General features: G+C 68.8%; 25 protein-coding genes. 15 read left to right on the plus strand and 10 right to left on the minus strand.

Annotation, left to right across the window (positions count from 1 at the left end; genetic code table 11):
* The 3 genes from N415_RS13160 to N415_RS13170 all read left to right on the plus strand — a co-directional run.
* Positions 1-1,762 (plus strand): fatty acyl-AMP ligase (locus N415_RS13160; protein WP_068182104.1); only part of this gene is annotated, 1,762 nt, incomplete at its 5' end.
* A 16-nt stretch (positions 1,763-1,778) separates the two neighbouring features.
* Complete coding sequence (locus N415_RS13165) at positions 1,779-2,453, plus strand: hypothetical protein (RefSeq protein WP_068182108.1); 675 nt, start codon at positions 1,779-1,781, stop codon at positions 2,451-2,453.
* A 32-nt stretch (positions 2,454-2,485) separates the two neighbouring features.
* Entirely contained in the window at positions 2,486-3,247 is a 762-nt protein-coding gene (locus N415_RS13170) for a DUF2071 domain-containing protein (protein WP_068182111.1), read from the plus strand.
* A 19-nt stretch (positions 3,248-3,266) separates the two neighbouring features.
* Here the strand turns inward: N415_RS13170 and N415_RS13175 are convergent, their stop codons facing one another.
* Positions 3,267-4,034, minus strand: coding sequence for an SDR family oxidoreductase (locus tag N415_RS13175; protein WP_068182116.1), 768 nt, complete (start codon positions 4,032-4,034; stop codon positions 3,267-3,269).
* Positions 4,035-4,091: 57 nt separating this feature from the next.
* On the opposite strand from N415_RS13175, the gene N415_RS13180 reads away from it, so the two are divergent.
* Entirely contained in the window at positions 4,092-4,568 is a 477-nt protein-coding gene (locus tag N415_RS13180) for a nuclear transport factor 2 family protein (protein ID WP_068139183.1), read from the plus strand.
* An 88-nt stretch (positions 4,569-4,656) separates the two neighbouring features.
* A complete protein-coding gene (locus N415_RS13185; RefSeq protein ID WP_068182120.1) occupies positions 4,657-5,142 on the plus strand; it encodes a nitroreductase family deazaflavin-dependent oxidoreductase in 486 nt (161 codons plus the stop codon).
* Here N415_RS13185 and N415_RS13190 read toward each other — a convergent pair.
* Complete coding sequence (locus N415_RS13190; RefSeq protein ID WP_068182123.1) at positions 5,139-5,891, minus strand: DJ-1/PfpI family protein; 753 nt, start codon at positions 5,889-5,891, stop codon at positions 5,139-5,141. The genes N415_RS13185 and N415_RS13190 overlap by 4 nt on opposite strands.
* Positions 5,892-5,909: 18 nt before the next feature.
* On the minus strand, positions 5,910-6,860 hold the full coding sequence (locus tag N415_RS13195; RefSeq protein WP_068182126.1) for a GlxA family transcriptional regulator: 951 nt from the start codon (positions 6,858-6,860) through the stop codon (positions 5,910-5,912).
* 110 nt (positions 6,861-6,970) lie between these two features.
* On the opposite strand from N415_RS13195, the gene tpx reads away from it, so the two are divergent.
* Entirely contained in the window at positions 6,971-7,465 is a 495-nt protein-coding gene (tpx, locus tag N415_RS13200; RefSeq protein WP_068182129.1) for a thiol peroxidase, read from the plus strand.
* 125 nt (positions 7,466-7,590) lie between these two features.
* The gene (locus N415_RS13205) at positions 7,591-7,896 is read left to right on the plus strand and encodes a DUF4333 domain-containing protein (protein WP_239645529.1); all 306 of its coding nucleotides are present in this window, start codon (positions 7,591-7,593) and stop codon (positions 7,894-7,896) included.
* Here the strand turns inward: N415_RS13205 and N415_RS13210 are convergent.
* Entirely contained in the window at positions 7,877-8,845 is a 969-nt protein-coding gene (locus tag N415_RS13210) for a nitronate monooxygenase (protein WP_068182133.1), read from the minus strand. The genes N415_RS13205 and N415_RS13210 overlap by 20 nt on opposite strands.
* Positions 8,845-9,222, minus strand: coding sequence for an NYN domain-containing protein (locus N415_RS13215; protein WP_068182135.1), 378 nt, complete (start codon positions 9,220-9,222; stop codon positions 8,845-8,847). The genes N415_RS13210 and N415_RS13215 overlap by 1 nt, the downstream gene beginning before the upstream one ends.
* Positions 9,223-9,430: 208 nt before the next feature.
* Between N415_RS13215 and N415_RS13220 the strand changes: the two genes are divergently transcribed.
* The 5 genes from N415_RS13220 to N415_RS13240 all read left to right on the plus strand — a co-directional run bounded on the left by N415_RS13220 (position 9,431) and on the right by N415_RS13240 (position 18,377).
* Positions 9,431-10,615 carry an acyl-CoA dehydrogenase family protein gene (locus N415_RS13220; protein ID WP_068182137.1) on the plus strand — a complete coding sequence of 395 codons (1,185 nt, stop codon included), beginning with the start codon at positions 9,431-9,433 and terminating at the stop codon, positions 10,613-10,615.
* Positions 10,616-10,852: 237 nt separating this feature from the next.
* Complete coding sequence (locus N415_RS13225; RefSeq protein ID WP_068182142.1) at positions 10,853-12,310, plus strand: condensation domain-containing protein; 1,458 nt, start codon at positions 10,853-10,855, stop codon at positions 12,308-12,310.
* Between the two features lie 19 nt (positions 12,311-12,329).
* Positions 12,330-13,688: a hypothetical protein gene (locus N415_RS13230; protein WP_068182145.1), complete on the plus strand. Its 1,359-nt coding sequence runs from the start codon at positions 12,330-12,332 to the stop codon at positions 13,686-13,688.
* 22 nt (positions 13,689-13,710) lie between these two features.
* Positions 13,711-15,096 (plus strand): hypothetical protein, encoded by a 1,386-nt coding sequence (locus tag N415_RS13235; protein ID WP_068182147.1) that lies wholly within the window; start codon positions 13,711-13,713, stop codon positions 15,094-15,096.
* Between the two features lie 170 nt (positions 15,097-15,266).
* Positions 15,267-18,377: an RND family transporter gene (locus tag N415_RS13240; RefSeq protein ID WP_081665225.1), complete on the plus strand. Its 3,111-nt coding sequence runs from the start codon at positions 15,267-15,269 to the stop codon at positions 18,375-18,377.
* Here N415_RS13240 and N415_RS13245 read toward each other — a convergent pair.
* Positions 18,278-18,781, minus strand: coding sequence for a MarR family transcriptional regulator (locus N415_RS13245; protein ID WP_081665226.1), 504 nt, complete (start codon positions 18,779-18,781; stop codon positions 18,278-18,280). The genes N415_RS13240 and N415_RS13245 overlap by 100 nt on opposite strands.
* A 201-nt stretch (positions 18,782-18,982) precedes the next feature.
* On the opposite strand from N415_RS13245, the gene N415_RS13250 reads away from it, so the two are divergent.
* Together N415_RS13250 and N415_RS13255 are read left to right on the plus strand one after the other, a co-directional pair.
* Positions 18,983-19,975, plus strand: coding sequence for a hypothetical protein (locus N415_RS13250; protein WP_068182150.1), 993 nt, complete (start codon positions 18,983-18,985; stop codon positions 19,973-19,975).
* A complete protein-coding gene (locus tag N415_RS13255) occupies positions 19,972-20,721 on the plus strand; it encodes an MBL fold metallo-hydrolase (protein WP_068182152.1) in 750 nt (249 codons plus the stop codon). Before N415_RS13250 ends, N415_RS13255 begins: the two co-directional genes overlap by 4 nt.
* 83 nt (positions 20,722-20,804) lie before the next feature.
* Here the strand turns inward: N415_RS13255 and N415_RS13260 are convergent, their stop codons facing one another.
* Together N415_RS13260 and N415_RS13265 are read right to left on the minus strand one after the other, a co-directional pair.
* Positions 20,805-21,488: a response regulator gene (locus tag N415_RS13260; protein WP_068182154.1), complete on the minus strand. Its 684-nt coding sequence runs from the start codon at positions 21,486-21,488 to the stop codon at positions 20,805-20,807.
* The gene (locus N415_RS13265) at positions 21,470-23,155 is read right to left on the minus strand and encodes an ATP-binding protein (protein WP_081665228.1); all 1,686 of its coding nucleotides are present in this window, start codon (positions 23,153-23,155) and stop codon (positions 21,470-21,472) included. Before N415_RS13265 ends, N415_RS13260 begins: the two co-directional genes overlap by 19 nt.
* A gap of 85 nt (positions 23,156-23,240) precedes the next feature.
* Between N415_RS13265 and N415_RS13270 the strand changes: the two genes are divergently transcribed.
* Positions 23,241-24,143 (plus strand): NAD-dependent epimerase/dehydratase family protein, encoded by a 903-nt coding sequence (locus N415_RS13270; RefSeq protein WP_068182275.1) that lies wholly within the window; start codon positions 23,241-23,243, stop codon positions 24,141-24,143.
* 16 nt (positions 24,144-24,159) lie between these two features.
* Here N415_RS13270 and N415_RS13275 read toward each other — a convergent pair whose 3' ends face one another.
* Positions 24,160-24,981, minus strand: coding sequence for an alpha/beta hydrolase (locus N415_RS13275; protein ID WP_068182158.1), 822 nt, complete (start codon positions 24,979-24,981; stop codon positions 24,160-24,162).
* Between the two features lie 11 nt (positions 24,982-24,992).
* Complete coding sequence (locus N415_RS13280; RefSeq protein ID WP_068182161.1) at positions 24,993-25,562, minus strand: TetR family transcriptional regulator; 570 nt, start codon at positions 25,560-25,562, stop codon at positions 24,993-24,995.
* Positions 25,563-25,614 lie beyond the last annotated feature (52 nt).

Here is a 25,614-nt window from a genome sequence, read left to right on the forward strand (position 1 = left end):
CGGCGGCGTCGCGTTGCCGCCGGGCACCACCCTGATCTCTCTCATCGATCGCAACATCGCCAATGTCGGTGACGCCGTGGCGTATCGCTACCTGGACTACGCCCGCTCGGAAGGCCAGGTCTCGGAGGTGACCTGGACCCAACTGGGAATTCGGCTGCGGGCCATCGCCGCGGAGGTCCAGAAGTTCGCGGCCGAGGGCGACCGGGTGGCCGTCCTGGCGCCGCAGGGCATCGACTACGTCGCCGGCTTCTACGCCGCGATCAAAGCGGGCGCCATCGCGGTCCCGCTGTTCGCACCCGAGCTGCCGGGTCACGCCGAACGGCTGCAGACCGCGCTTCGCGACTCCGAACCCGCCGCGGTCCTCACAACGGCGGCGGCGAAAGAGGCGGTCGAGCACTTTCTGGAAAACCTGCCGGACCTGCGCACGCCGGAGCTGATCGTCATCGATGCGGTTCCCGACTCGGCGGGGGAGCTGTTCGTCCCCGTCGAGCTGGACGTCGACCGCGTGTCGCATCTGCAGTACACCTCGGGCGCGACGCGGCCGCCGGTCGGCGTGGAGATCACCCACCGCGCGGTCGGCACCAACCTGGTGCAGATGATCCTCTCGATCGACCTGCTGGACCGAAACACCCACGGCGTCAGCTGGTTACCGCTCTACCACGACATGGGCCTGTCGATGATCGGCTTTCCGGCGGTGTACGGCGGGCACTCGACACTGATGGCGCCGACCGCCTTTGTCCGCAGGCCGCTGCGCTGGATCCACGCGCTGTCCGCCGGGTCGAAGCAGGGCCGGGTGGTGACCGCCGCGCCGAACTTCGCCTACGAGTGGACCGCGCAGCGGGGCCTGCCCGCGCCCGGTGACGACGTCGACCTGCGCAACGTGGTGATGATCATCGGTTCCGAACCGGTCAGCATCGACGCGATCCGCACGTTCAACAACGCCTTCGCCCCGTATGGGTTGCCGCGCACCGCCTTCAAGCCCTCCTATGGCATCGCGGAGGCGACGCTGCTCATCGCCACCATCGACGCTTCCGCCGAGGCATCCGTCGTATATCTCGACCGCGAACAACTGAGCGTCGGCCACGCGGTGCGCGTCGACGCCGACGCGCCCAACGCCGTGGCGCAGGTGTCCTGCGGCCGGGTCGCCCGCAGCCTGTGGGCGGTGATCGTCGACCCCGACAGCGGATCCGAGCTGCCCGACGGTGAGGTCGGCGAGGTCTGGCTGCAGGGCGACAACGTCGGTCGCGGCTACTGGGGGCTGCCCGAGGAAACCCAGCTCGCCTTCGGCGCCAAGCTGCAGTCGCGCCTGACCGAGGGCAGCCACGCCGAGGGCGCGGCGGCCGGGCGAACCTGGCTGCGGACCGGGGATCTGGCCGTCTACCTCGACGGCGAGATCTACGTGACGGGGCGCATCGCGGACCTGATCACCATCGCGGGGCGCAACCACTACCCGCAAGACATCGAGGCCACCGTCGCGGAAGCCTCGCCGATGGTGCGCCGCGGATACGTCGCCGCGTTCGCCGTACCCGCCAACGGCGAAGAGCGCCTCGTCGTGATCGCCGAACGCGCCGCCGGCACCAGCCGCGCCGATCCGCAACCGGCCATCGAGGCGATCCAGGACGCGGTCTTGCGCCGGCACGGTGTGGCGGTCGCCGATGTGCGCTTCCTGCCGGCCGGCGCCATCCCGCGCACCACCAGCGGGAAGCTGGCCCGGCGGGCCTGCCGCGCCGAATATCTCAGCGGCACATTGGGCGTGCGGTAGATGGCATCCTGGCGGTGTGGGTTTGCTGATCCGCCTGGCGGAGCTGTTGATCGTGATCCTGCCGCTGACGGGCATGGTCATCGCCGCGGTGCGGGCGTTCGGCGCCAATAGGCGCCGCACCGAAGCGCGCCCCGAACTCGATCGACCGGCCGAGGCCGCGAGCCCGCCGACCGACCGCAGCGTGAATAGTCAAGCGGCGCAATGGCGTTCGCTGCGCCGCGTCATCGATGAGCACGGCCGCACCGACGCCCGATGGCTGGAGTATGAACTCGACGTCGCCAAGCTTCTCGACTTTCCTTTGATGACCGACATGCGAGATCCGCTCACGGTCGGCTTCCACAAAGCCAAGCTGCGCGCGGACTTCTTGCGCCCGGTCAAGGCCGAAGACCTGCTCGACGACCGGGAGGCGGCGGCGCAGTACCAATCGGCGGTCGAGGACTACGTGACCGCGTTCAACGTCGCCGAGGCCGAGGCGATGCGCAAACGCCGCGGCGACTTCTCCCGGGAAGCCCAACAGCGGATCGCGCGCGCCCAGAGCCTGTTGCGGGTGGCGTCGGACCCCGCCGCCGCGCCGCAGGAACGCCAGCAGGCCTTCGACCGGGCCCGCAAAGAACTCGACGGCCTCCTGGTGTTGCCGTCCACGACCCAGGCCAGCATCGAGCGCGGCATCTCCGGTCAGTTGGAGGGATAGGCCGCAAACGCGACCCGTGCAACGATGTGCGGATGGCCGCCATACCCGACCTGCCGGACGCGCAATCAGGCCTCGTGGGTTTCCCCGTCAACCCGCCCCCGCTTCCCGGGCCGGTCACGTTCGAGCAGCGCTGGGACGACCTGACCTTCCTCCATTGGCCGGTGCGGCCCGAGACCGTCGAGCGCTTCTACCCGCCCGGCACCCGGCCGGACGTGTTCGCCGACGGGATGACCTACGTCGGGCTGATCCCGTTCGTGTTGACCAGCACCAAAGTCGGCACCGCGTTCCCGGTGCCGTATTTCGGCGGCTTCGCGGAGACCAACGTCCGGCTGTATTCGATCGACGACGCCGGCCGGCACGGGGTGTTGTTCCGGTCGCTGGAGACGTCCCGGCTGGCCGTCGTGCCGGTGATCCGGATGGCCCTCGGCGTGCCCTACGTCTGGTCGCGGATGCGGGTGACGCGACGCGGTGAGCACATCGCGTACGACAGCGTGCGCCGGTGGCCGCGGCGCGGCCTGCGCAGCCGGCTGACGGTCGTCGTCGGGGACCCGGTCGAGCCGACACCGGTCGAGATCTGGCTCACCGCCCGCTGGGGGGCGCACACCCGCAAGGCCGGCCGGACCTGGTGGGTGCCGAACGAGCACGAACCGTGGCCGTTTCGCACCGCGGAGATCGTCGAACTCAGCGACGACCTGCTCGGCGCCAGCGCGGTGCGCCCCGCCGGCGAGCGCCTGCGCCCGCTCTTTTCGCCGGGCGTGCGGACCCGGTTCGGTCGCCCGTTCGTCGTCGGCTGACCCCTCGGTCAGGGGTAGGTCAGGGGCAGGCGTAGCCGCCGTCGATCACGACGTCAGAACCGGTCATGTAGCTGGACGCCGCGCTGGCCAGGTACAGGTAGAGGCCGGTGAGTTCTTCGGGCCGGCCCAGGCGGCCCATCGGGATTTTCGGTTCCCACTGGGCGTGGTAGTGCGCGAGCGGTTCGACAAGCTCGGTGAGGATGTAACCCGGGCTGACGCTGTTGACCCGGATGTTGTGCGGCGCGAACTCGACGGCCATGGCCTTGGTCAGGTGAATGACCGCGGCCTTGGAAGCGCAGTAGTGGCCGACATGCTGCGGGACGTTGATGATGTGGCCCGACATCGACGCGGTGGTGATGATGGACCCGCCCTGCCCCTGCCGCACCATCGCCCGGGCCGACGCCTGGGCGGTGAGGAAGACGCCGGTCACGTTGGTGTCCTGGATGCGCTGAAATTCTTCCAGCGGCATCTGCAGCATCGGGATGTCGGTGACGATTCCGGCGTTGCAGACCGCAATGTCGAGGCCACCCAACTCCGCGGTCGCCCGGTCCAGCATGGCGTCGACCTGCTCGGGTTGCGTCACGTCGCAACCGATGGGGACGACCCGGCCGCCCCCCGCGGTGAGCTCTGCCGCGACCTCGTCCAAGACGTCGGAATGCCTTGCCGCGATGGCCACTTCGGCACCCGCCTGAACGTAGGCCAGCGCGACCTCCTTGCCGATGCCGCTGGACCCCCCGGTCACCAGAGCCCTCTTGCCGCGCAAGTCAAACAGGTCCAGCACACTCATCGCACATCCCCATTCAAAGCGTCGCCTTCAACAAGAACCCGTTCTAGTGTGTCCGACATGGGCAAATTCACCAGGGCAGAAATCGAGCGAGCCGTCGAAAACTACACGAAAGTCGCCGAGGGGTGCAGCGCCTCGGGCGACTGGCGACCTTTCGCCGATCTCTTCACCGAGGACGTCGTCTACACCGAGCATCACTACGGCGTCTTCCACGGCCGAGAGGCGGTGCGCGACTGGATCGTCGCGGTGATGGCCCCCTTCCCGCACATGCGCTTTCCCAGCGACTGGGTCGCCTACGACGACGACAACGACGCCGTGGTGCTCATGATCAGGAATCTGCTCGACCACCCGACCGACCCGAACGGCGAGCCGTTCTGGTTCCCCAACTGGACGCGGCTCGTCTACGCCGGCGACGGCCTGTTCTCCAGTGAAGAAGACATCTACAACCCGAACCGGGACGCCCCCGGCGTGGTGGGGGCGTGGCTGCAGGCCGGCGGCCAGCTGGCCTCCACGGAGTTCCTGCAGCCCAACGCCTAGCGTCGAGCGGCGCTCACCACTACCCATAACAATTGCAGTGTGCAATAATTGCAGTTGTCTACTGTAGTGCGCGCGGAGGCGGCCAATCATGAAGATCGTCAAGAACATTCAGCCACCGACGGGACTCACCCGGTTCCTTTTCCGCGTTCCGATCCACCTTTACCGGCTCGGGCTCGGATGGGTGTTCGGCAGCCGCCTGCTGCTGCTCAACCACACCGGCCGCGTCTCCGGCAAGCCCCGCCAGACCGTCCTCGAGGTCGCCGAGCGCGACGGCGACACCTATGTCGTCGCCTCGGGGTGGGGCCCCGGCGCCGCTTGGTACCGCAACATCCTGCGCCACCCCGACGTCAGCATCCAGGTGGGGACGCGAACGATACCCGTCACCGCCACACCGCTCGACAAGGATGAAGGGGCGCAAGTCTTCCTCCGGTACGCGTCGCGGCACCGCGCGGCGGCCAAGTTCATGCTGCCGCGCGTGCTCGGATTCTCCGTCGACGGATCAGACGCCGACTTCCGCGCCGTCGGCGAGAACCTGCCCTTCGTCCGGTTCGTCCCGCGGGCAGACGCGTCCTAACCGGACGGGACCGAAGCGGCGGGCGAGACCCGCCTCCGCCGCCGCGATCGCACCGCCGCCAGCGCCTGCTCCCACGCCAGCATCGTGGTGGCCTTCAGGTTGGCCGGCTTGGCGCTGTCCTTCGACAGCAGCGCCGTGGCGGCGGCCTTCGTGGTCGCCGACGCCTTCGACATGTGACCAGAGTCGAACGGGGGCTGCGGGTCGTATTCGATCGCGAGCTGGATGGCCTTCGCGCGACCTTCGCCGGCGATCTGGCCGGCCAGCCAGAAGGCGAGGTCAAGCCCGGCGGACACGCCCGCGCTGGTGACGACGTCGCCCTCGTGCACCACCCGCTCGTCGGCGACGGGCACGGCGCCGAACCCCTTCAGCAACGGAATGGCCAGCCAGTGCGACGTCGCGCGCCGGCCCTCGAGCAGGCCCGCGGCGGCGAGGATCACCGAACCCGAGCACACCGACGTCGTCCAGCTGGCGGTCCGGTGCGCCCGGCGCAGCCACTCCAGCAGCGCCTCGTCGCGCGCGTGCACCGGGGTCGACGGGCCGCCCGGCACCAAAATCACGTCGGGGGAAGGGGTTTCGGCCAGCGAGTGGGTGGCGCCGATGACCAGCGCACCGGAGTCGGCGGTGATTGGCCCGGAATCGTGCCACACGAACCGCACCTCGGCGTCGGGCAGGTTGCGCAGCACCTCGTAGGGGCCGATCATGTCGAGCGCGGTGAATCCTGGATAGGCGACGAATGCGATCTGGGTCATGGCTCGTTTCCTCTCTTGTTATGCGAAAGCCTTGCGGTACTGGTCCGGCGAGATGCCGACGCGGCGAATGAAGTTGCGCCGCATGGTTTCCGCGGTGCCGAAGCCGCACCGGGTGGCGATGGCGACGACGGTGTCGTCGGTCTCCTCCAACTGGCGGCGCGCCGCCTCGGTGCGAATGCGCTCGACGTACTGGCCGGGCGCCTCGCCGACCTCGTCGGTGAACACCCGGGTGAAGTGGCGCGGGCTCATCGCCGCGCGGCGGGCCAGCTCACCGATGCTGTGCTGACCGCCCGGTTCGGCCTCGATGGCCTCCTGCACCTGACGCACCGAGGTGCGCTTTGCGCGCGGCATCCATACCGGCGCCGCGAATTGTGTCTGCCCGCCGGGGCGGCGCAGGTACAGGACGAGCCAGCGGGCGACCGTCTGGGCGACCTCGGTGCCGTGGTCGTCCTCGACCAGGGAGAGCGCGAGGTCGATGCCCGCGGTGACGCCCGCGGCCGTCCACACCGTGTCCGAGCTGCGGACGAAGATCGGGTCGGGATCGACGTCGACGGCGGGGAACTCGCGGGCCAACCGGCCGGCGAACGCCCAGTGCGTGGTGACCCGCCGGCCATCCAGCAGCCCCGCTTCGGCGGCGAGGAACGCGCCGGTGCAGACGGTGACGACGCGGCGGGCGTTTCCGGTCACCCGTTTGATCCAGCCCACCAGCTCGGGATCGGATCGCGCCGCGTCGACCCCGCCGCCGCCGGGCAGCACGACCGTGTCGATCGGTTCGCTGGGGTCGGGCAGCCGCGTTGTGAGGAAGGCCAGGCCGGTGGCGGTGGTGACCGGCTGGCCGTCCACTGACGCCATGGCGACGTCGTACCCGCCGTCGGTCAGCAGCGACGCCCCGGTGAACACGTCGTGGGGTCCCACCACGTCCAGCGCCTGAACGCCGGGGAAGCCGACGATCACCACCTTGCGAGCCATGGTTTCAGTGTCGGCCCGAACCCGTTATGGCGTCTACGCCCCATACCCCACAAATTAGGACATGCGGACCTGACCCGAGGCGGTCGCACCGGCCTTGGCAGACTGTGCGCATGGCACAGATAACCTTGCGTGGAAACCCGATCAACACCGTCGGCGAGCTGCCGGCCGTCGGATCGTCGGCCCCGGCCTTCAATTTGACCGGCACCGACCTGGGCGCGATCAGCAACGACCAGTACAGCGGTAAGCCCGTGGTGCTGAACATCTTTCCGTCCATCGACACCCCGGTGTGCGCGACCAGCGTGAGGAAGTTCAACGAGCGCGCCGCCGCGACCGGCGCGTCGGTGCTGTGCGTCTCGAACGACCTGCCGTTCGCGCAGGCGCGGTTCTGCGGCGCGGAGGGCATCGAGAACGTCAAGACGGGCTCGGCGTTCCGGGACAACTTCGGCAAGGACTACGGCGTCAGCATCGTCGACGGCCCGATGGCCGGGCTGCTCGCGCGCGCGGTGGTCGTGATCGGCGCCGACGGCAATGTCGCCTACACCGAGCTGGTTCCGGAGATCGCGCAGGAACCCGACTACGACGCGGCGCTGGCCGCGGTGGGCTGAGGCCGGCTGTTTGCAGCGGAACACGGCGCACGGCTCTGAGCAGCCGTAGCGCCGGAATCGCCGCCATTGCGTGTTAGCCTGACGATCCGATCACGATCGTCAACCGGTGGAATGGCGGCTGCGCAATGACCAAACTTGTCCAGCGGGCCGCGGCGGGAATGCTCGCGACGGCGGTCCTGCTGACCGCGTGTCACGCGAAGTCGACGGTCAAGCCCGACGGCGCGGCGCAATCCGTCGTCGACGTCGTCTCCAGCCAGACCGGCTTTCACCCGACTGACGTGCACTGCCCGTCGGGTGTGGAGGCCAAGGTCGGCCAGGAGTTCGACTGTCACTTCACCGGCCCGGAGGGCAAGCAGTACACCGCGCACATGCGCATCACCAAGGTCGACGGCCAGCGGGTCGAGTTCGACGTCAGAAGCCGTCCGTCGTAACCGGTCCCAGCCGATCGGCGGTGGCGGCCAGGACGTGGCGGCACCCCGTCCACATCTGCTTGATGATGTCGGCGGCCGGCGCGATGTCCTCGATCCGGCCGGCCACCTGACCGGTGTTGGCGACGCTGGCGTCCATGTCGCCGTCGAAGTAGAGCCGCTGCACGCGTTGCAGCGCCGCCCCGCCTGCACCCAAAGACGTTGACGAGTCGAGCTTTTCGGCGGCCGCGGTGCGGATCACCCGCATCATCCGTTTGCCGTCGAGGGGCAGCAGCACGGTCGCGGTGTCGTCGGCGCGCACGACCGCCTGCTTGAGGTTGACGTGCACGGGCGACTCCGCCGAGGCCATCAGCCGGGTGCCCATCTGCACGCCGTCGGCGCCGAGAACCATTGCGGCGGCCATGGATCGGGCGTCGCAGATCCCGCCCGCGGCCACGATGGGCACGTCGACGTGGGCGGCGACCAAAGGCAGCAGCACCATCGTGGAGGCGCCGAATCGGTTCTTGAACCCGCCGCCCTCGACGCCCTCGACCACCAGCCCGTCCACGCCGGCGTCGACGGCCTTGCGGGCGGCGGCCAGCGTGCCCACCACGTGGAACACGGTGATGCCCGCGTCGTGGAGCCGATCCGTGAACAGCGCCGGATCGCCCGCCGACGTGGTGACGAACCGGATGTCGTTGGCGACCAGGAGATCCACCACGGCCGGGTCGCGGTTGAACAGCAGCGCGATGTTGGCGCCCACCGAACGGTCGGTGAGCTCGCGGACCCGTCGGACGTCGGCGCGGCCCGCCTCGGAGGTGGTCTCGATGATGCCCAGCGCGCCGGCGTTGGAGACCGCGGCGGCCAGCTGGGCACCGGCAATGTAGGTCATCGGCGCCTGGATGATCGGGACCTCTATCCGCGCGAGCTCGCAGACCCGGTTCGGTGCGGGGACACCGCGCTCGGCCGCCATCAGCGGCGCGGGTCGATCAGGTCGCGGAAACTCGCCGCGGGTTGGACCGAGGCACCGAGGGCGCCGACGCGATCGGCGAGCCCCTTGTCCGACGTCACCACCCGAATCTCCTCCGGGCGGGCGGCGGCCTGCACCAGCCGGACGATCTGGTCGTCGGCCGAGTTCGCGCCCGCCTTCGGGGCATGCGCCACCTCGATCACCGACGAGGTGATCGCTCTCGCCGGCGGTCGCTCGAACACCACGGTCACGTCCTCTCCTTGGGCCCCTGCCCATCGGTCGAGCCGTTCCACCAGCGTGACCATGGCCGCGCCGCGGTCCTTCCACCACCCGTCGGGACGACTCCCGATCACGTTCATGCCGTCGACGATCCACCGCACAAAGACACGGTAGGGCACGGCGGTGAGTGTGAGTCCTGGGCATTGAGTGTGCGCTCAGGGCGGCGACACACCGATGCGAGCCGCCCTGGATGCACGCGAAAAGCCGTCAGCGCACACTAATTCCTCACTGCCCGCCCGGAACGGCGGCGCAATGGTATTAACTACGGTCACTGGAATCAGTTTTCTCAACCGATGATGGGAAACGACAATGACGTCGATAGCCGACACGGACGATCGGGTGGTCTCGCTGGCCCGCGGCATGCGGGACCTCGTACAGGCCGAAGCCGCCGAGTCCGAGCGGGCGCGCACGCTCACCCCGGCGATCGTCGACGAGATGTGGGCGAGCGGGCTGATGTCATCGTTCAACCCCGTCGAGGCCGGCGGGGTCGAACCATCGTTTGCCGCGATGATCGAAACCTGGATCGAAATGGGTTGGCAGGACGGGTCGTTCGGATGGATCGGCATCGCCAACCTGCCCTCGTCGTTCGCCGCCGCGGCGTACCTGCCCGACGAGGGCTTCGCCGAGGTGTTCACGGCCAACGACAACCACGTCACCCTGGGCGGCCAATTCTTCCCCAACGGCCAGGGGACCGTCGTCGACGGCGGCTACACCGTGAGCGGCTCGTGGAACTTCGGCTCGGGCATCGGCCACTCGCAGTACATCGCGGCCGGGTTTTTTCCGATGGACAACGGCGAGATGCGTTGGATCAGTGAGGGCTTCCCGGAGATGCGCGTCGCGGTCATCCCGCGCGACCAGATCAGCTTCAACGACGGCTGGTACGTGCAGGGGCTCAAGGGAACCGGGTCCTATGACTACAGCGCCCAGGACGTGTTCGTGCCCGACAGCCGCACGTTCGAGCTGTTCGCGCGGCAGCCATACCGCGGCACCTCGCCGGCCACGCGCATGGGCCTGATGCCGGTCACCGCCGCGGGTCACGCCTCGTGGGCGCTGGGGGTCGCCAAGAGCATGCTCGACGACGTCCAGGAACTCGCCGCCACGAAGTTCCGGATGAGCGACATGGCGTCGCTGGCCAGCCGTCCGACGTTCCAGAAGGGCCTGGCGCACCACCGGGCAGCCTGGCGCGCCGCCCGCCTGCTGGTGCTCGACGCGTTCACCACCGCCGAGGCCGCCGTCGCCGCCGGCGATGAGCTGACGCCGGCCCTGCGGGCCGACATGCGGGTGGCCGCCGTCTACGCGACCGACACGGCCCGGGCCTGTGCCGAGTGGGCGCACCTGGTGGCGGGAACCAGCTCGATCCGGGAGGGCAGCCGCCTGGAGCGCGCCTTCCGCGACATCTACACCGGAACCCAGCACGCCTTCATCAGCGAGAAGGTGGCCATCGACGTGGCGCAGATCTGGCTGGGCATCATCGACGACCAGCCGGGGCTATAGCGGGGATTCACCCGTTTCTGGGCCGGGCAGTGCCCGGCTGAGCACAATGCGCAAAAGCACGTAATCGTCGCTTATTTCGACTATCGCCCACAACAGCGACAGCGGCACCGTCCCTTTCGTAAATTCGGTTTCAGCAAACAACCGAATAAGCCGCGCCAGCTCATCGCAGAAAGCCAATTCGATTTGGCAAGAAGGGAATTCGCGATGCGCGCGCGGCATCACAAAGGGACGGGGAAAATGGTCACACTGGGCAACATCAACGGATGGCAGCCGGGCGAAGGCACGGTTATCACCTGGGCGGCCTCGGCCGCGGCGCGGGCGGCGGCCCGGCATGCGCGGCGCAGCGAGCTGGCACCGACATACCAGCGGAGCCGCCACCTTCGTGCGGCATTCGACGCGAAAAAGGCCGGCACTGCGCTGCCCCGCCTGATGGTGGTCGCGTGGGACATGCCGGGCGTCTGCGACATCGCGGCGATGACGTCGACCATCAATGCGCACGTCCGTCGTCACGACGCCTACCACGACTGGTTCGAATTCGACGGCGGCATCATTGTTCGCCGGATGATCGAGGACCCCGACGTCATCGGCCTGGTGCCGACCGACTTCGGACACATGGACAGCGAACGGATACGCGCGCACGCCCTGACGACCACCCCGGAAACGCTTGAGTGGGATTGCTTCACGTTCGGCATCGTCCAGCACGCCGACCATTTCACGTTCTACGCCAGCGTCGACCATCTGCACATGGACGGCATGTCCGCCGGCCTGATCTTCTTCGACATCAACCTGATGTACGAGCAGCTTTCCCAGGGCGGCACCGACGCCTCCGAAGGCCCCGTCCTTCCGGGGATCGCAAGCTACCGCAGCTACGCGGCGCGGCAGGGCGAGCAAGTGGCGAGCCTGACCGAGTCCTCCCCGGGGATCCGCGACTGGATCGAGTTCGCGCGCGACACCCGCGGCGACTGGCCGAGCTTTCCGCTCCCGGTCGGCGACACGGAGGCCGGCAACAAGGGCACGTTCCTGACGGTCGACCTGCTGGACGCCGCCGGAACCGAGGCCTTCGAGATCGCCTGCCACGCGGCCGACGCTCGCTTCAGCGGGGGAGTGCTGGCGTGCGCGGCCCTGGCCGAGCACGAGTTCACCGGCACCGAGACCTACCACGGTTTCACGGCCTACGACACGCGGACGCCGGGCGTCGACTCGATGACCGTGGGTTGGTTCGCCAACCTGGTTCCGGTCACCGTGCCGATTGGCGCCGCCACGTTTGCCGAGGCGGCCCGGGCGGCCCAGAACTCATACGACGACGCCAAGCACCTCGCGAGTGTGCCGGTGGAGCGGGCGCTCGCGCTCGCCGCCCCGCAGGGCGTCACACCCCCCACGGCCCGGGCAATGATGGTGTCTTTCATGGACTTTCGCAAGATACCCGCCGCCACGCTGTTCGAGCAGGCCAACTTCGGCACCTACGCCGACAACCTGTCGCACGGCGGAATCAACTTGTGGATCAACCGTCAGAACGACAAGACCACGGCGACGATTTCCTTCCCGGACAACGCGACGGCCCGCAAGTCGGTCCATCGCTACCTCGCGGCATTGACCCAGGCGTTCGCGTACGCCGTCAACACCACCTCGGACTGGGTGGACGCCGTTGCAGAGCACGCGAATTCGAATCACGGCATCCCGGTCATCAGCATCTAACAAGAAAGGACCAAGCGAAATGAACAACCTACTCGATCTGTTCGACCAGACCGTCTTCCGCTTCGAGGAGGCGACCAACGTCACCAGCGTGGGGCAGTGCGTCTGGGTGTACAACCGCGCCGTCGACCTCGACGGACTGCGCCGGTTCCACCGCCACCTGCAGCGGGGACGGTTTTCGCGCCGGATCGAACGCTCGCCACTTCCGTTCGGCCGCCACCGCTGGGTGTCGCCCAGCCACGAGTCCGAGCTCGAGATCGTCGCGACGCCCCGGCCCCGCGCGGAATTCGACGCCTGGCTGCGCGAGCAGGCCGCCACGCGGCTGGACGCCGAGCGCGGGCCCGGCTGGCACCTGGCGGTGCTCCCATTCACCGACGGCGGCGCCGGCGTGAGCCTCGTCGGCCTGCACAGCCTGGCCGACGGCATGGCGGGCTGCCTGGCGGTCGTGGAAGCGGCCTGCGGCTACGACAGCGCCATCAACTGGCCCGCCGAGGGGTCGCGCCGGCGGTGGCAGGCCCTGCGCGAGGACGCCCGCCAAGCGGCGCGCGACCTTCCCAGTGTCGGCCGCGCCATGGTCGCGGCGGCCGCCGCGGCCCGACTGGCGCGGCGCAACCGCATTGGCGCCGCACCGGCGGGCCCCCCGCCCGTGCCCGTGGCCGTGGACGGTCCCATCACCATCCCGACGGCGACGATCTTCATCGACGCCGACGAGTGGGACGCCCGCGCCGAAGCGCTCGGTGGGACCAGCAACGCGCTGCTCGCAGGCGTCGCCGCCCGGCTCGCCGAGCGGTTGGGACGGGTCGGTGCGGACGGTTCGGTCACCCTGTCGATACCGGTCAGCGAGCGCACCGCGAACGACACCCGCGCCAACGCCGTCGCCAACGTCGACGTCATCGTCGACCCGGCGCCGGCGGCGGCGGACCTGGGCCAGATCCGCGCGGCCATCAAGAAGGCGTTGATCCAGCGTCACGAGACGCCCGACGAGCGGGAGGCGCTGTTGCCCCTCGTTCCGCTGCTGCCGAAGCGGCTCGCCAGGCGATGCGTCGGCGTCGCCACCGGCAACGCGACCGGTGTCGTCTCGTCCAACATCGGTGCCGCCCCGGCGGCGGTGAACCGGCCGGACGGCACCGACGCCGACTTCGTCTGGGTGACGTCCCTTTACCCGGGCATGACCAAGGCGACGCTGCATCGCGTCGGCGGGGTGCTGGCCCTGCTCTCGGCGCGGGTGAACGGACAGGTGTTCATCTCGGTGCAGGCGTATCAGCCGGGGCGCTCTAACTCGAAGGAGATTCTGCACCAAGCCCTTTCGAGCGCCTTGGGCGAGTTCGCGCTCAACCTCATCGATGACTGGTCGCGTCCCCTTGCGGCCCAAACGATCTGATCAGAGGAAGGATTTGAAGACAATGAACAACACACTCGACCTGTTCGACCAGACCTGCTCCAGCCTGGACCGGGCAACCGGTGTCCTCGGCCTGCTGCAGTGCGTCTGGCTGTACGACCGGGAGATCGACATCGAAGGCCTGCGGCGGTTTCACCGAAACCTGCTGCGGGGCCGGCTATCGCGGCGCATCGAACGATCGGCCCTGCCCTTCGGCCGCGACCGCTGGGTCTCGACCAGCGGCCGGTCCCGGCTGGAGATCGTCACGACGCCGAGGCCGCGCGAGGAGTTCGACGCCTGGCTGCGCGAGCAGGCGGCGACGCCGCTGGACATCGAGCGCGGACCCGAATGGCACCTGGCAATGCTGCCGTTCGCCGACGGCGGCGCGGGCGTCAGCCTGGTCATCCCGCACGCCCTCACCGACGGCATCGGCCTGTGCGATGCGCTGGCGGACGCGGCATCCGGCCGACCCGATCCGGTCAGCTGGCCCGCCGCGGCATCCCGCCCGCGGTGGCGGGCGCTGCGCGAGGACGTCCGCCAGACCGCGCGCGACCTCCCGGGCATCGGCCGGGCCCTGGCCAACGTGGCGCGACAGGCGCGGGCAGGCGCCGCTCAGTCCGGCCCGGCCACCCCGCCGCCGGCGCGCCTACCCGCCAGCCCGGACCAATCCATCACGCTCCCAACGGAAACGGTGTTCGTCGACGCCGGCGAGTGGGACGCCCGCGCGGCGGCACTCGGCGGGACCAGCAACACCCTGCTCGCGGGGCTGGCGGCTCGGCTCGCCCGGCGCGCGGGACGCGTCACCCCGGACGGCCGGGTCACCCTCGCGATACCCGTCAACGAGCGCACCCCTGGCGACACCCGCGCCAACGCCGTCGCCAACGCCGACCTCACCGTCGACCCCGCGCCCGCGGCGAGGAACCTGCGCGACATCCGGGCCGCGACCAAGTGCGCGCTGACACGGCTTCGGGACACCCCCGACCGGCGGCGCGAATTGCTGCCCCTCGTCCCGCTGATGCCGCAACGGCTGATCAGGCGCCTCATCGGAGTGGCGGCCGGGAGCCCAACCGCCGTCGTCGCGTCCAACATCGGTGACCTCAACCCGGGCGCGTGCCGCCCGGACGGCACCGACGCCGACCGCTTCGCCATCAGGGCTCCACATCCCGACGCGACCACGGCCATCATGGACCGGTTCGGCGGCATGCTGTCCCTCGCCTCGGGGCGATGGAACGGACAGGTCTTCGTCTCCGTCGTCGCCTATCAGCAGGGCCGACCCAACTCGAATGACGGGTTGCGGAAAGACCTTTCGGACGCACTGCGTGACTTTTCGCTCGACGCCACGATCGGCTTTGCATGCCCTCGCATCGAAACTGCGCTCAGCGCGCCGCCATGTGGGTCCGCCACGCTCTGAGCGCAGACTCGGCGCCACCACCGCCAGGCGCGAGCACAACGCGCAAAACCGTGGAATCGCGGCTAATCCCGACTATCGCCGACAAGCGAGACGCGGCCGCAGGCGGCGCCATAAGTTCCGTGTAACCGAGGCGAAAGTCATTCCCGGCCTGACTACGAGGGGTTTTCACCATGACCAAAGAGTCCGCTCCGTCCAGGGCAAGTATCGGCGCGTTTGGGGCGCTAGGCCGCGTCGTCGTGCGCGCGCCCTGGCTCGTGATCGCCGCCTGGGCCGCCGTGGTGGCGGTGCTGGCCGTGGCTTTCCCCCCGCTGACGAAGGTGGTCGAGGGCCAGACGGTGCAACCGCTGCCGCCCAAGGCGATGGCCGCGGCCGAGCAGATGGCCAAGGACTTCGGGGAATCCGCCCAGAACGTGCTGATCGTCGTGCTGACCGACAAGCGGGGTCTGCAGCCGGCCGACGAGGACGCGTACCGCCGGCTGGCCGCCACATTGCGCGACGACACCCGCGATGTGACCGGCGTGCAGGACGTCGCGACCACGCCCGCCCTGCGCCCGCTGATGGTCAGCTCGGACAACAAGGCGTTCTACCTGGCGGTGATGCTGCGCGCGCCCGCCGGGTCGCCCGAGTCTTCGCGGGCGTACCAACGGATCACAGACACCGTCAAGCACTCCACCGCGGGCACGACGCTGACCGCGGACGTGACCGGGCAGGCCGCCATGGTTGGTGACATGTCGCTGGTGACCGCCCGCGACTTGCACATCACCGAGATCGTCACCGCGTTGTTCGTGCTGATCATCCTGCTGGTGATCTACCGGCGGCCCGTGACCGTCTTGCTGCCGTTGATCACCATCGGGGTTTCGGTCGCGTCGGCCCAAGGCGTGGTGTCCGCGCTGACTCAGGTCGGACTCGGCATCTCCGCGCTGACGATCGGGCTGATGACGGCCATGATCTTCGGCGCCGGGACCGACTACGCCGTGTTCCTGATCAGCCGCTACCACGAGTACATCCGGTCCGGCGTCGAGTCCGACCTGGCCGTGCAAAAGGCGCTCAGCTCCATCGGGGAGGTGATCGCCGGGTCCGCGGCCACTGTGGCCGTCACCTTTCTCGGCATGGTCTTCACCCGCCTGCCCGCATTCACGAGTATCGGTCCGGCGCTTGCCATTTCGATCGCGATCGCGTTCCTCGCCGCCGTCACGCTACTGCCTGCCATCCTGGTGCTGGCCGGCCGGCGCGGTTGGGTGGCGCCGCGCCCGCCGCTGACCGGACGCCTGTGGCAGCGATCCGCCGTCCACCTGGTCCGCCGCCCCAAAACGCATCTGCTGGTGAGCCTTTCGGTGTTGATCGCGCTGGCCGGGTGCGCGGCCTTCCTTCGGCCCACCTTCAACGACCGCCTGCAGTTGCCGCGGTCGGCGCCGAGCAACGTCGGCTTCACCGCGATGGAGAACCACTTTTCGACGAGTGCCCTGCTGCCGCAATACATCTACATCCGCTCGCCTCAGGATCTGCGGACGTCGCGCGCCCTGGCCGACCTGGATCAGATGGCGCAACGCGTGTCACAGTTGCCCAACATCGCCGCGGTGCGAGGCATCACGCGGCCCGACGGCCAGCCGCTCGATCAGGCCAAGCTCAGCTCCCAGGCCGGGGCGGTCGGTTCCAAGCTCGAAGACGCCTCGACGCAGATCAGCGACCGCACCGGCGACCTCGACGCGCTGACCCGCGGCGCCGACCAACTGGCGGCAAGCCTCGCCGAGATCCGCGACCAGCTCCGCGGCGCCAGCGGGCCCATGACCCAGCTCACCGCGACGCTGAGCCAGGCCCAGCAACAGCTCGGCGCGGCGGCCAACCTCCTGGACAACGTGCGCGGGCTGGCGAACGGGTCCGTGTCGGCGCTGGCCGGCGCCGTCGCCGCCGCGGGGTTCGCGGAACCGCCCGCGGCACAAGGCGTGCAGTCGGCCGTGCAGAGTCTGACCACGCTGTTGGCGACGGCGTCCCACAGCCTGCGCGCGGCCGGCGGCAATACCGCCGGCATGGCGCAGAAGATCACCGGCCTGCAGGCCGCCGCCGACCAGCTGGCCGACGGCAGCCGACGGCTCGCCGACGGTGTGCGGACACTCGTCGACCAAACCAAGCGGATGGGCACCGGAATGAACCAGGCGGCCGACCTGCTGCTGTCGATGAAGCGTGACGCCACAGGGCAGTCCATGGCGGGGATGTACATCCCGCCGCAGGTGCTGAGCTCGAACGACTTCAAGAATGCCGCCAAGCTGTTCATCTCGCCCGACGGGCATTCCGCGCGCTACCTGGTCGAAACGAAGTTTGACCCGTTCAGCACGGCCGCCATGGATCAGGTCGCGTCGATCCTCGACACGGCGCGCGCCGCGCAGCCCAACACCTCGCTCTCGGACGCGTCGATATCGATGGTCGGCACGACGGCGATGTACAGCGCGATTCGCGGTTACTACGACCATGATGTTCGATTGATCGTGGCGCTGACGCTTCTGATTGTCTTCGTGATCCTCATCCTGCTGCTGCGCGCGATTGTGGCGCCGCTGTACCTCATTGCCTCCGTTGTGATTTCGTTCCTGTCGGCGATGGGCGTGGGCGTGGTCTTCTTTCAGTTCGTGCTCCATCAGCAGATCTACTGGAACGTGCAGGCCACGGCGTTCATCGTGTTGGTCGCCGTCGGAGCGGACTACAACCTGCTGCTGATCACGCGGATTCGTGAGGAGTCGCGCACGGGCGTGCGCTCGGGCATCATCCGCGCGGTCCGTTCGACGGGTGGCGTCATCACCTCGGCCGGCATCATCTTCGCCGCGTCGATGTCCGGCTTGCTGTTCGGCAGCCTCTCGACCATGGTGCAGACCGGGTTCATCATCGGCATGGGCATTTTGATCGACACCTTCGTGGTTCGCACCGTGACCGTCCCGGCCCTGGCGGCATTGGTCGGCAAGGCGAATTGGTGGCCGTCCAGGACGAAAGCGAGCTTCGCCAGGATTCCGGTCGCTCTAGCCGGCAACTGCATTCACAGCGACACCTCGCACGCCCTGGCCACGAGCAACATTCGCCGTTCCGCGGCGCACCGGCGGCACGAGCTGTCTCCGCAGAGCGAAGGGACACGCCGCGTGCCCGTCGCGGGGAACCGGCCGCGGCGGGGGACCGGCGGTGCGCCGTTCGCTCCGGGCTATCCACCCTCGTCGCGGAATCGCAAAGCCAACGCGTCGCCCGCGCCGGTATCGGTGAGCAGTTTGCGCAGCAGGGCGGTCAGGTCGCCGATCTCCTGAGGCGTCAGATGCGCGGCGATGTGGTCACGCAGGCCGCCGTGCTTGACCACCTCGTCGACGGTCTCATCGCCCAACGTGGTCAACGTCAGTGTCACGGTGCGTCTGTCTTCTTCGCCGCGCTCGCGTGAGATGTAGCCGCGTTGCACGAGGGTGTCGACCAGGCGGCTGGGGCTTCCCGTTTCACAGACCAACCGCTTCCCGAGCTCGGCGAGTGTGAGCGGGCCATGCTGCTTCACCACCTCGAGCACCTCGGCTTGGGCCGGGGTCAGGCCGGTCTCCCGCAAGCTGGTGGCCATCATCCGACCGCCCTCTCGCTGGGCGCCGAGGATGAGGTAGCGGATGCGGTCGAGGTCCGCGGCCGGCCTCGACGGTACCCGGTGTGCTTGCCGCACCGATTGCTTCATGACGTCGATATCCCCTCTTGACACCTGCTCCCGACCAAGCGTATCAATGACGCATCATTAGTGATATGTCATTAATTGACGTGCCATGAATTAAGGGGTTCTGATGCTCGTAGAGTTCGCCAGCCACGACCATGCCCACTTCGGTGACAGCGACGGCACGCCGCGCCAGCACATCGGCTACCTCGCAAACGGCGCGGCGGCATGAGCGCGGACAACGTTTTCCTGCTGGGGGCGACGGGTGTTTCGGGGCGCAACATCGCGCGCCGCCTGCATGACCACGGCCTGGCCCTGACGCTGGCGGCCCGCGACGGCGACCGCCTCGACGAGATGGCCGGTTCGTTGCCCGGTTCGCGGGTGCTGGCCGGCGATCTCCTCGATCCGGGGCCACTTCCGGACTCTGTCTCGCTCGTCGTCAACACGGTCGGACCGTTCAGCACGCATGCGCAACCGATACGCCAGGCCTGCCTCGAGCAATCGGTTCCCTACCTGGAAATCGCGAATGAGCACGACGCCGTCCAACAGCTCCTGTCCCTCGATTCGCAAGCGCGGCAACGGCACATCCCGATGCTCACCGCGGTCGGCATGGGCCCGACGGTGGCGGAAGCTTTGCTTGCCGAGGTCATCACCGGCGCGAGCCAACCACCCGCCGACGTTCGGCTGATCACCGCTCCGGCGGGCGAGGTGCTCAGTCCGGGATTGCAGGCCACGTTCGCCGACGCCATGGCCCGCGGTGCGATCTGGCTCGAGGACGGCGAGTTGCGCACGGCGCCGTTCGGTTCCGGCATGGCCGAGGTTCACCTGGGCGGCCGGAACCGACCGGTCTTGCCCGCGCCAACCGCCGACGTCGTCGTGGCGCAGCGAATGAGCAACGCGCGCAACGTGACAGGGTTCTTCGCGGCCCCGGGCGGCCTCGCGGGTGCCGGCGACGACTCCTACGTGTACGTCGAAGCGCGGTGGCCGGACTGGCGACGGCGCGGCCGACAGGCCCGGATGGGCAACGGCAACGAGGTTTCGGCTGCCATCGTCACCGAGACCGCGATCCGCATCCTGGCCAGTGACCGAGCCGCGATCGCCGGAGCATGGACACCGGTTAGCCTCTTCGGGCCGACGGTCGTGTTCGACGCGACTTCGATGGAGGTCACCGATGTAGCGCCCGAACACGTCTGGGTGAAGACCGCCGAGGCCGTCGAGTGACCGTCGGCGCCGTCGCCGTTCATCGGCTCGGCGACCGGCACGTCAACTTCTGGGCCGTCGCGGAGGGCGGCTGGGTGACACTCGTTGACGCCGGAGTCCCCAGGCACTGGCAGCACCTCGTCGCCACCCTCAACGCGGCCGGCTACGGCATCGAGCACATCACCGCAATCGTGTTGACCCACGCGCATTTCGACCACCTCGGACTGGCGGCCCGCATACAGCGCGTCACCGGCGCGCGCATCTGGGTCCACCACGCCGACGCGTCGCTTGCCGCCCGACCGCGGGAGGTCCGCACGTACACGCCATCGGAGCGCCCGGTATTGCCGTACCTGCTGCGCCATCCCTCGGCGATCCGGGCTCCTCTGCACTTCGCGAGGATGGGGGCGCTGAAAACCCAGGGCGTCGCCGAAGTCAGCACGATCACCTCGGATGGTGAACTCGACGTCCCCGGCCGGCTGCACGCTTTCCACACCCCGGGACACACCCCCGGCAGCAGCATCTACCTGCTCCCGGGCGGGACGGGAGCCTTCACCGGAGACGCGCTGGTGACCCATGACGCCGTCGGGCACCATCGCGGTCCCTGCGCAATCTGCCGGGGCATCACCCACGATGGAGAGCAGGCGCTGGCGTCCCTGCGCAAGATGATCCGGCTAGACGCTGCCGTCGTTTATCCGGGCCACGGCGAGCCCACCGCCACAAGCCTTTCCGAGGCAGCGTCGGCCGCGGTTGACTACGGGGTTCACTGAGCTCTTTGCTCATCGCCGAGACTGCGTACAGATCGCGTTCGGTCGGAAAAATCGCGCGCTGAGCGCAGTCTCGGCGAGACTCGTCAGCGCAGTGGGCGGGTGGGCCGCTTGTCCTTTGCCGCGAATTCCTGCTCGGGCCGTCCCGTCGTGCCGTACCGCAACCCGACGGAGACGTCGCCGGTGGTGGCCAGGCCCGCGAGATACCGTTGGGCGGTTGCCCGCGATATCCCGATCGCGGCGGACACCTCGGCGGCCGACATGGGTTTCTCCGAGGCGCGCAAGGCTTGCAGCACAAGCTGTTTGGTGGAGGAAGCGGCGAGGGTGGGCGGTGCCGCGGGAGCGACCCGGGGACGCAGCGCGTCCAGTGCCGCGTCCACGTCGCTGGAGCTCAGGTTGGGGCTCGCCAGAATCTTGCGGTAGCGCGCGTAGCCGGCCAACCGCGCGGCCAGCTCGGTCGTCGCGAACGGCTTGACGAGGAAGCTGAGCGCGCCAGCCGACATCGCGGCGCGGATGGTGGCCGCCTCGGTCGCCGCCGTCAATACCATGCTGTCGCCATGCAATTCGCGGACGAAGTCGATTCCGGAACCGTCGGGCAGGTACACGTCGACCAGCGCGAGGTCGACGGCGGGGGCCTCCCGCGCTGCCGCCAACGTGTTCACGGTGGCGGTCACGGTGAAGCCCGGCAGCGTGTTGACCACCTCGGCGTGCAGGTTGGCGACGCGGAAGTCGTCGTCGACCACGAGCACCGTCAGGTCTGCGTCGCCCATTGCGCCTCCTCAACCATCACGCCCGGCAGCCGGGCGATGAATTCCGCACCGCGCAGCGCCAGCTCCGGATTGCCGGGGCTGGCCAGCCACAGGTCACCACCGAGGGCGCGGCTGATCTGCCGCGACAATGCCAGCCCGATGCCGCGGCCGCCCGGTATGCCGGAGTCCGGCTTGGTGGACGTGCCCTCGGTGAAAAGGTGCTCGACGAAGTCGGGCGCGACGCCATCACCGCTGTCGGCCACCGTGATATGCAGCGTCGTACCCTCTTGCAGCAGTTCGACTTCCACCTGTTTGGTGGCGTTGTCGCTCGTGCGGGCCGCGTCGATGGCGTTGTCGAGCAGGTTCCCGACGACGGTGGTGACGTCGACCGGCAGCACCAGTCGACCGGACACCCAGGTGTTTTCACCGATCGTCAGCGTCACGCCGGCCTCGCGGGCGGCGGCGCCCTTCGCCGCCAGGAACGCCTGCAGGTAGGCGTCGCGGATGGCGTCGATGCCGGGCAGCGCGGATCCCAGCGGGCCCGACCCGAGGAGCTCCTCGAGATATTGCAGCCCCTCCTCGACGTGGCCGCCGTGCAACAGGCCGGTCAGCAGGTGCAGGCGGTTGGCGAACTCGTGACGCTGGGCGCGTAGCACCGTGCTCATCACCTGCACAGCGTCGAGCTGGCGGGTCAGCGACTCGACGTCGGTTCGGTCCCGCACCACCAAAACCGTTCCCAGCGGGCGTCCTTCGCGCGACACGGGTCGCGCCGAAACCACGACGATGCGCTCGCCGACCGTCGCCAGCGTGGGGGTCGCATCGGCGGCGTTGAACACGTCGAGCACGCGCGGGGTCAACCCGACCTCGTCGACGGGCCGGCCCGTTTCATTGCCGATCTCGAGCAGCCGGCACGCCTCGTCGTTGACGAAGGTCGTCTTGCCGAACGTGTCGGTGGCGAGCACGCCCTCTCCGATGCCCTGCAACACCGCCGCCTGGCTGCGCACCAGCTCGGTGATCTCGGCCGGCCGCAAACCCAGTGTCAGCCCTCGCCACCGCCGGGCCAGTAGCACCGATCCGGCGACCGAGATCAGCAGCAGGGCACCAGCCATGGCACCCAGCACGACGAGGTTCTTCGAAAACTGCTCATCGAAAGCCTTGGTGGAGAGGCCGACGATGACCACCCCCAGCACCCGATTGGAACCTGGTTCGAACACTGGGACTTTGGCGACGATCGCCCGCCCGAAGATGGTGGAGTCATGAGACACCGACTCGTGTCCCGCGGCCGCCGACGAAATGTCGGCATTGACGTGGTGCCCCAACCTGTTGCGGTCGGGATCCGCGACCCTGATGCCGCTTGCGTTGGTTATGACGACGAACGCCACGTGGGTGCGTTGTTGAACCCGGGTTGCAACGCCCTGGATCGGACCGGTGGCAAGTTCGCCGACCAGTTCCGGGCTCGGGGTCAGCGGCCCGTTGTCGTAGCGAGCGATGTTGGTGATCACCGTGGGGGATGAGGCCACCACACGGGCGATATCGGTGGAGTGGACGTGGTATTGACTGTCCAGCCGCGCGCGGTTGAAAACCGCGAACAACACGAAGGCGATGATCAGCGTCAGCGTCACGACGACGAGCTGCAGCACTAACACCTGCGTGGCGAGTCGCAAGTCGATGCGACCCTTGGCGGCCATGGAAGGGACCCTACCGCGCGGGTGAGCACAATGCGCGAAAGTCGGTTATCGTCTGCACGCCGTGGCGCTCACCTACTATCAGCGCATGCGCGGATCCAAGATCCTGATCACCGGCCCGACGGGTCAACTGGCCACTCCCATCGCCCTGGCGCTCGCGCCGGACAACGAGGTGTGGGGCGTCGCCCGCTTCACCAATCCCGCGGCGCGGGAAGGCCTCGAGAAGGCCGGTGTGCGGTGCGAGACGGTGGACCTGGCGGCCGGGGACTTCACCGGTCTCCCAACCGATTTCGAGTACGTCCTCAACCTGGCGGTGGCCAAGAGCGGTGACTGGGACACCGACCTCGGCGCCAACGCCGAGTCGGTCGGGCTGCTGATGGCGCACTGCCGGGGGGCGAAGGCCTTCCTGCACTGCTCGTCGGCCGCCGTGTACGACCCGCCCGGCGACGAACCCCGCACCGAGCGGTCCGCCCTGGGCGACAACCACAAGTTCCTGTTCCCGACGTACTCGATTTCCAAGGTCGCGGGGGAGGTCGTCGCACGGTCGATGGCGCGCATCCTCGACGTGCCCACCGTCATCGCCCGCCTCAACGTTCCGTACGGGAACAACGGCGGGTGGCCGTACTACCACATGGAGATGATGCTGGCCGGCATCCCGATCCCTGTCCCGCCCGGCGGACCGGCGCAATACAACCCGATCCACGAGGACGACATCATCGCGACGCTGCCGAAGCTGCTCGACGTGGCATCGGTCCCGGCGACCACCGTCAACTGGTGCGGCGACCAAACCGTCAGCCTCCAGGAGTGGTGTGGCTACCTCGGCTCGCTCGTCGGCAAGGAGCCCGTCTTCACCGAGGACGCGCACGCGCTGCGCGGCAACCCCACCGACCTGACCCGCATGCACGAGCTCATCGGCGGCACGACGGTCGACTGGCAGGACGGGATGCGCCGCCTGGCCGCGAAGTTCCACCCCGAGCTGGTCGACGCCTAGCCCCGGTAGGCCCCGATCACAGGTGGGCCAAGAGCCGTTCGGCGAAGGTCCCGGGATGCTCCCGGTGCATGAAATGCCCGCCGGGGACCTCCTCCACGACGTACTCATTCTCGAACATGCGCGCGGCGCCACGGTAGTCGGCCGGCTCGGCGACCGGGTCGTCCAGCCCCGCGAAGACCACCGTCGGGACCCTGATCTTCGCCTTCAGTGATGCGCTGGGGACGGGGGAGAGCTTGCGGTAGTAGCCGAACGCCGCGTTCAGGCTCGCGGGGTTCGCGAAACTGGCGCGGATGGCGTCGAACTCGCGCGCATCCGGGTTCCAGGTCGGCGACCAGCGCCGGCAAATGGCCGGAAGCGCCGCAAAGTCGTTGCGCGCGAAGCGCTTCGGCGCGCCGGGCAACTTGTACGCCGCGAAGTGACGGACGCCCCAGAGTTTCTTGAGCGTCGGCTTGAGCGCCGCCGGGTGCGGAATGCCAACGACGAACAGCTTTTTGACCCGATCCGGTCCGAGCGCGGCGGCGCCGTAGGCGGCCGAGGCTCCCCAGTCGTGCCCGACGACGACGGCCTCGCGGGCGCCGAGCGCTTCGATCAGCGCGAGTGGATCGCGCGCCAACGTTTCTTGGTCGGCGTCGCGGGCGGGGATCGCGCTGGGATGGTATCCGCGCATATACGGGCTGACCGCGCGATAGCCCTGCGCGGCCAGCCGCGGGCGCAGATCGTCCCAGGTGTGCGGGGTGTCCGGGAACCCGTGTAGCAACAGGACGAGCGGCCCCGAGCCGTCCTCCAGGTAGGCGAATCTCAGCCCGTTGGCTTCGACGAACTGGATCTCATCGGCCATGAATCGGGAGACTACGCGCCGGGTTTGACGATGCGGGACGCCGCCTCGACGGCGGCGGCGCGCCGGCTGGCGATAACCGCCTTGTCGGTGGTGGCCGCCGCGGGGTCGGGCCAGTGCGCCCACGCCAGGGCGATCGCAAAGAGGAGAACCAACAGCTGCTGCGGGTCCCACGCCGGGTCGACATGGCCGTCGGCCTGTGCCTGCTCCAGCGCGGCGATAGCCCGCTCGGGCGGGTGCTCCTCGTCGAATTCCGGGATATCCAGCGGGAAGCCTTCCAGTCGGGCCCACGTGATCATGCGATCGTGCTCGGGCCGGCTCTGCGCCAGGTCGAAGATGCCGCCGACGAACTCGGGCACCGCGTCGGGGCGCAACTCCACGGCCCGGAAAAACTCCGCGCCGTCGGTGGCGACCACGTCGCGAAACAGGGTCTCCTTGTCGCCGAAATGCGCGTACAGCCGTTCCTTGCTCGCGCTGGCGGCGCGCGCAATGCGGTCGATGCGCGCGCCCGCCAAGCCGTACTGAGCGAACTCCGCGCGGGCGGCCGCGAGTATTTCACCGCGGAGCTCGGTCTTCGATCTCACAGGAATATCATAATCAGACGAACTGGTTCGTTTGTTATGGTGGCTCAAGAAC

This window comes from Mycobacterium sp. UM_CSW (genome assembly GCF_000455205.1).
Lineage (GTDB): Bacteria > Actinomycetota > Actinomycetes > Mycobacteriales > Mycobacteriaceae > Mycobacterium.

Bases quoted from the DNA above. Each gene is read 5' to 3' on its own strand.
- N415_RS13170 (WP_068182111.1), top strand. From the start codon at position 2,486: ATGGCCGCCATACCCGACCTGCCGGACGCGCAATCAGGCCTCGTGGGT.
- N415_RS13175 (WP_068182116.1), bottom strand. From the start codon at position 4,034: ATGAGTGTGCTGGACCTGTTTGACTTGCGCGGCAAGAGGGCTCTGGTG.
- N415_RS13180 (WP_068139183.1), top strand. From the start codon at position 4,092: ATGGGCAAATTCACCAGGGCAGAAATCGAGCGAGCCGTCGAAAACTAC.
- N415_RS13185 (WP_068182120.1), top strand. From the start codon at position 4,657: ATGAAGATCGTCAAGAACATTCAGCCACCGACGGGACTCACCCGGTTC.
- N415_RS13190 (WP_068182123.1), bottom strand. From the start codon at position 5,891: ATGACCCAGATCGCATTCGTCGCCTATCCAGGATTCACCGCGCTCGAC.
- N415_RS13195 (WP_068182126.1), bottom strand. From the start codon at position 6,860: ATGGCTCGCAAGGTGGTGATCGTCGGCTTCCCCGGCGTTCAGGCGCTG.
- tpx (WP_068182129.1), top strand. From the start codon at position 6,971: ATGGCACAGATAACCTTGCGTGGAAACCCGATCAACACCGTCGGCGAG.
- N415_RS13205 (WP_239645529.1), top strand. From the start codon at position 7,591: ATGACCAAACTTGTCCAGCGGGCCGCGGCGGGAATGCTCGCGACGGCG.
- N415_RS13210 (WP_068182133.1), bottom strand. From the start codon at position 8,845: ATGGCGGCCGAGCGCGGTGTCCCCGCACCGAACCGGGTCTGCGAGCTC.
- N415_RS13220 (WP_068182137.1), top strand. From the start codon at position 9,431: ATGACGTCGATAGCCGACACGGACGATCGGGTGGTCTCGCTGGCCCGC.
- N415_RS13225 (WP_068182142.1), top strand. From the start codon at position 10,853: ATGGTCACACTGGGCAACATCAACGGATGGCAGCCGGGCGAAGGCACG.
- N415_RS13230 (WP_068182145.1), top strand. From the start codon at position 12,330: ATGAACAACCTACTCGATCTGTTCGACCAGACCGTCTTCCGCTTCGAG.
- N415_RS13235 (WP_068182147.1), top strand. From the start codon at position 13,711: ATGAACAACACACTCGACCTGTTCGACCAGACCTGCTCCAGCCTGGAC.
- N415_RS13240 (WP_081665225.1), top strand. From the start codon at position 15,267: ATGACCAAAGAGTCCGCTCCGTCCAGGGCAAGTATCGGCGCGTTTGGG.
- N415_RS13245 (WP_081665226.1), bottom strand. From the start codon at position 18,781: ATGAAGCAATCGGTGCGGCAAGCACACCGGGTACCGTCGAGGCCGGCC.
- N415_RS13250 (WP_068182150.1), top strand. From the start codon at position 18,983: ATGAGCGCGGACAACGTTTTCCTGCTGGGGGCGACGGGTGTTTCGGGG.
- N415_RS13260 (WP_068182154.1), bottom strand. From the start codon at position 21,488: ATGGGCGACGCAGACCTGACGGTGCTCGTGGTCGACGACGACTTCCGC.
- N415_RS13265 (WP_081665228.1), bottom strand. From the start codon at position 23,155: ATGGCCGCCAAGGGTCGCATCGACTTGCGACTCGCCACGCAGGTGTTA.
- N415_RS13270 (WP_068182275.1), top strand. From the start codon at position 23,241: ATGCGCGGATCCAAGATCCTGATCACCGGCCCGACGGGTCAACTGGCC.
- N415_RS13275 (WP_068182158.1), bottom strand. From the start codon at position 24,981: ATGGCCGATGAGATCCAGTTCGTCGAAGCCAACGGGCTGAGATTCGCC.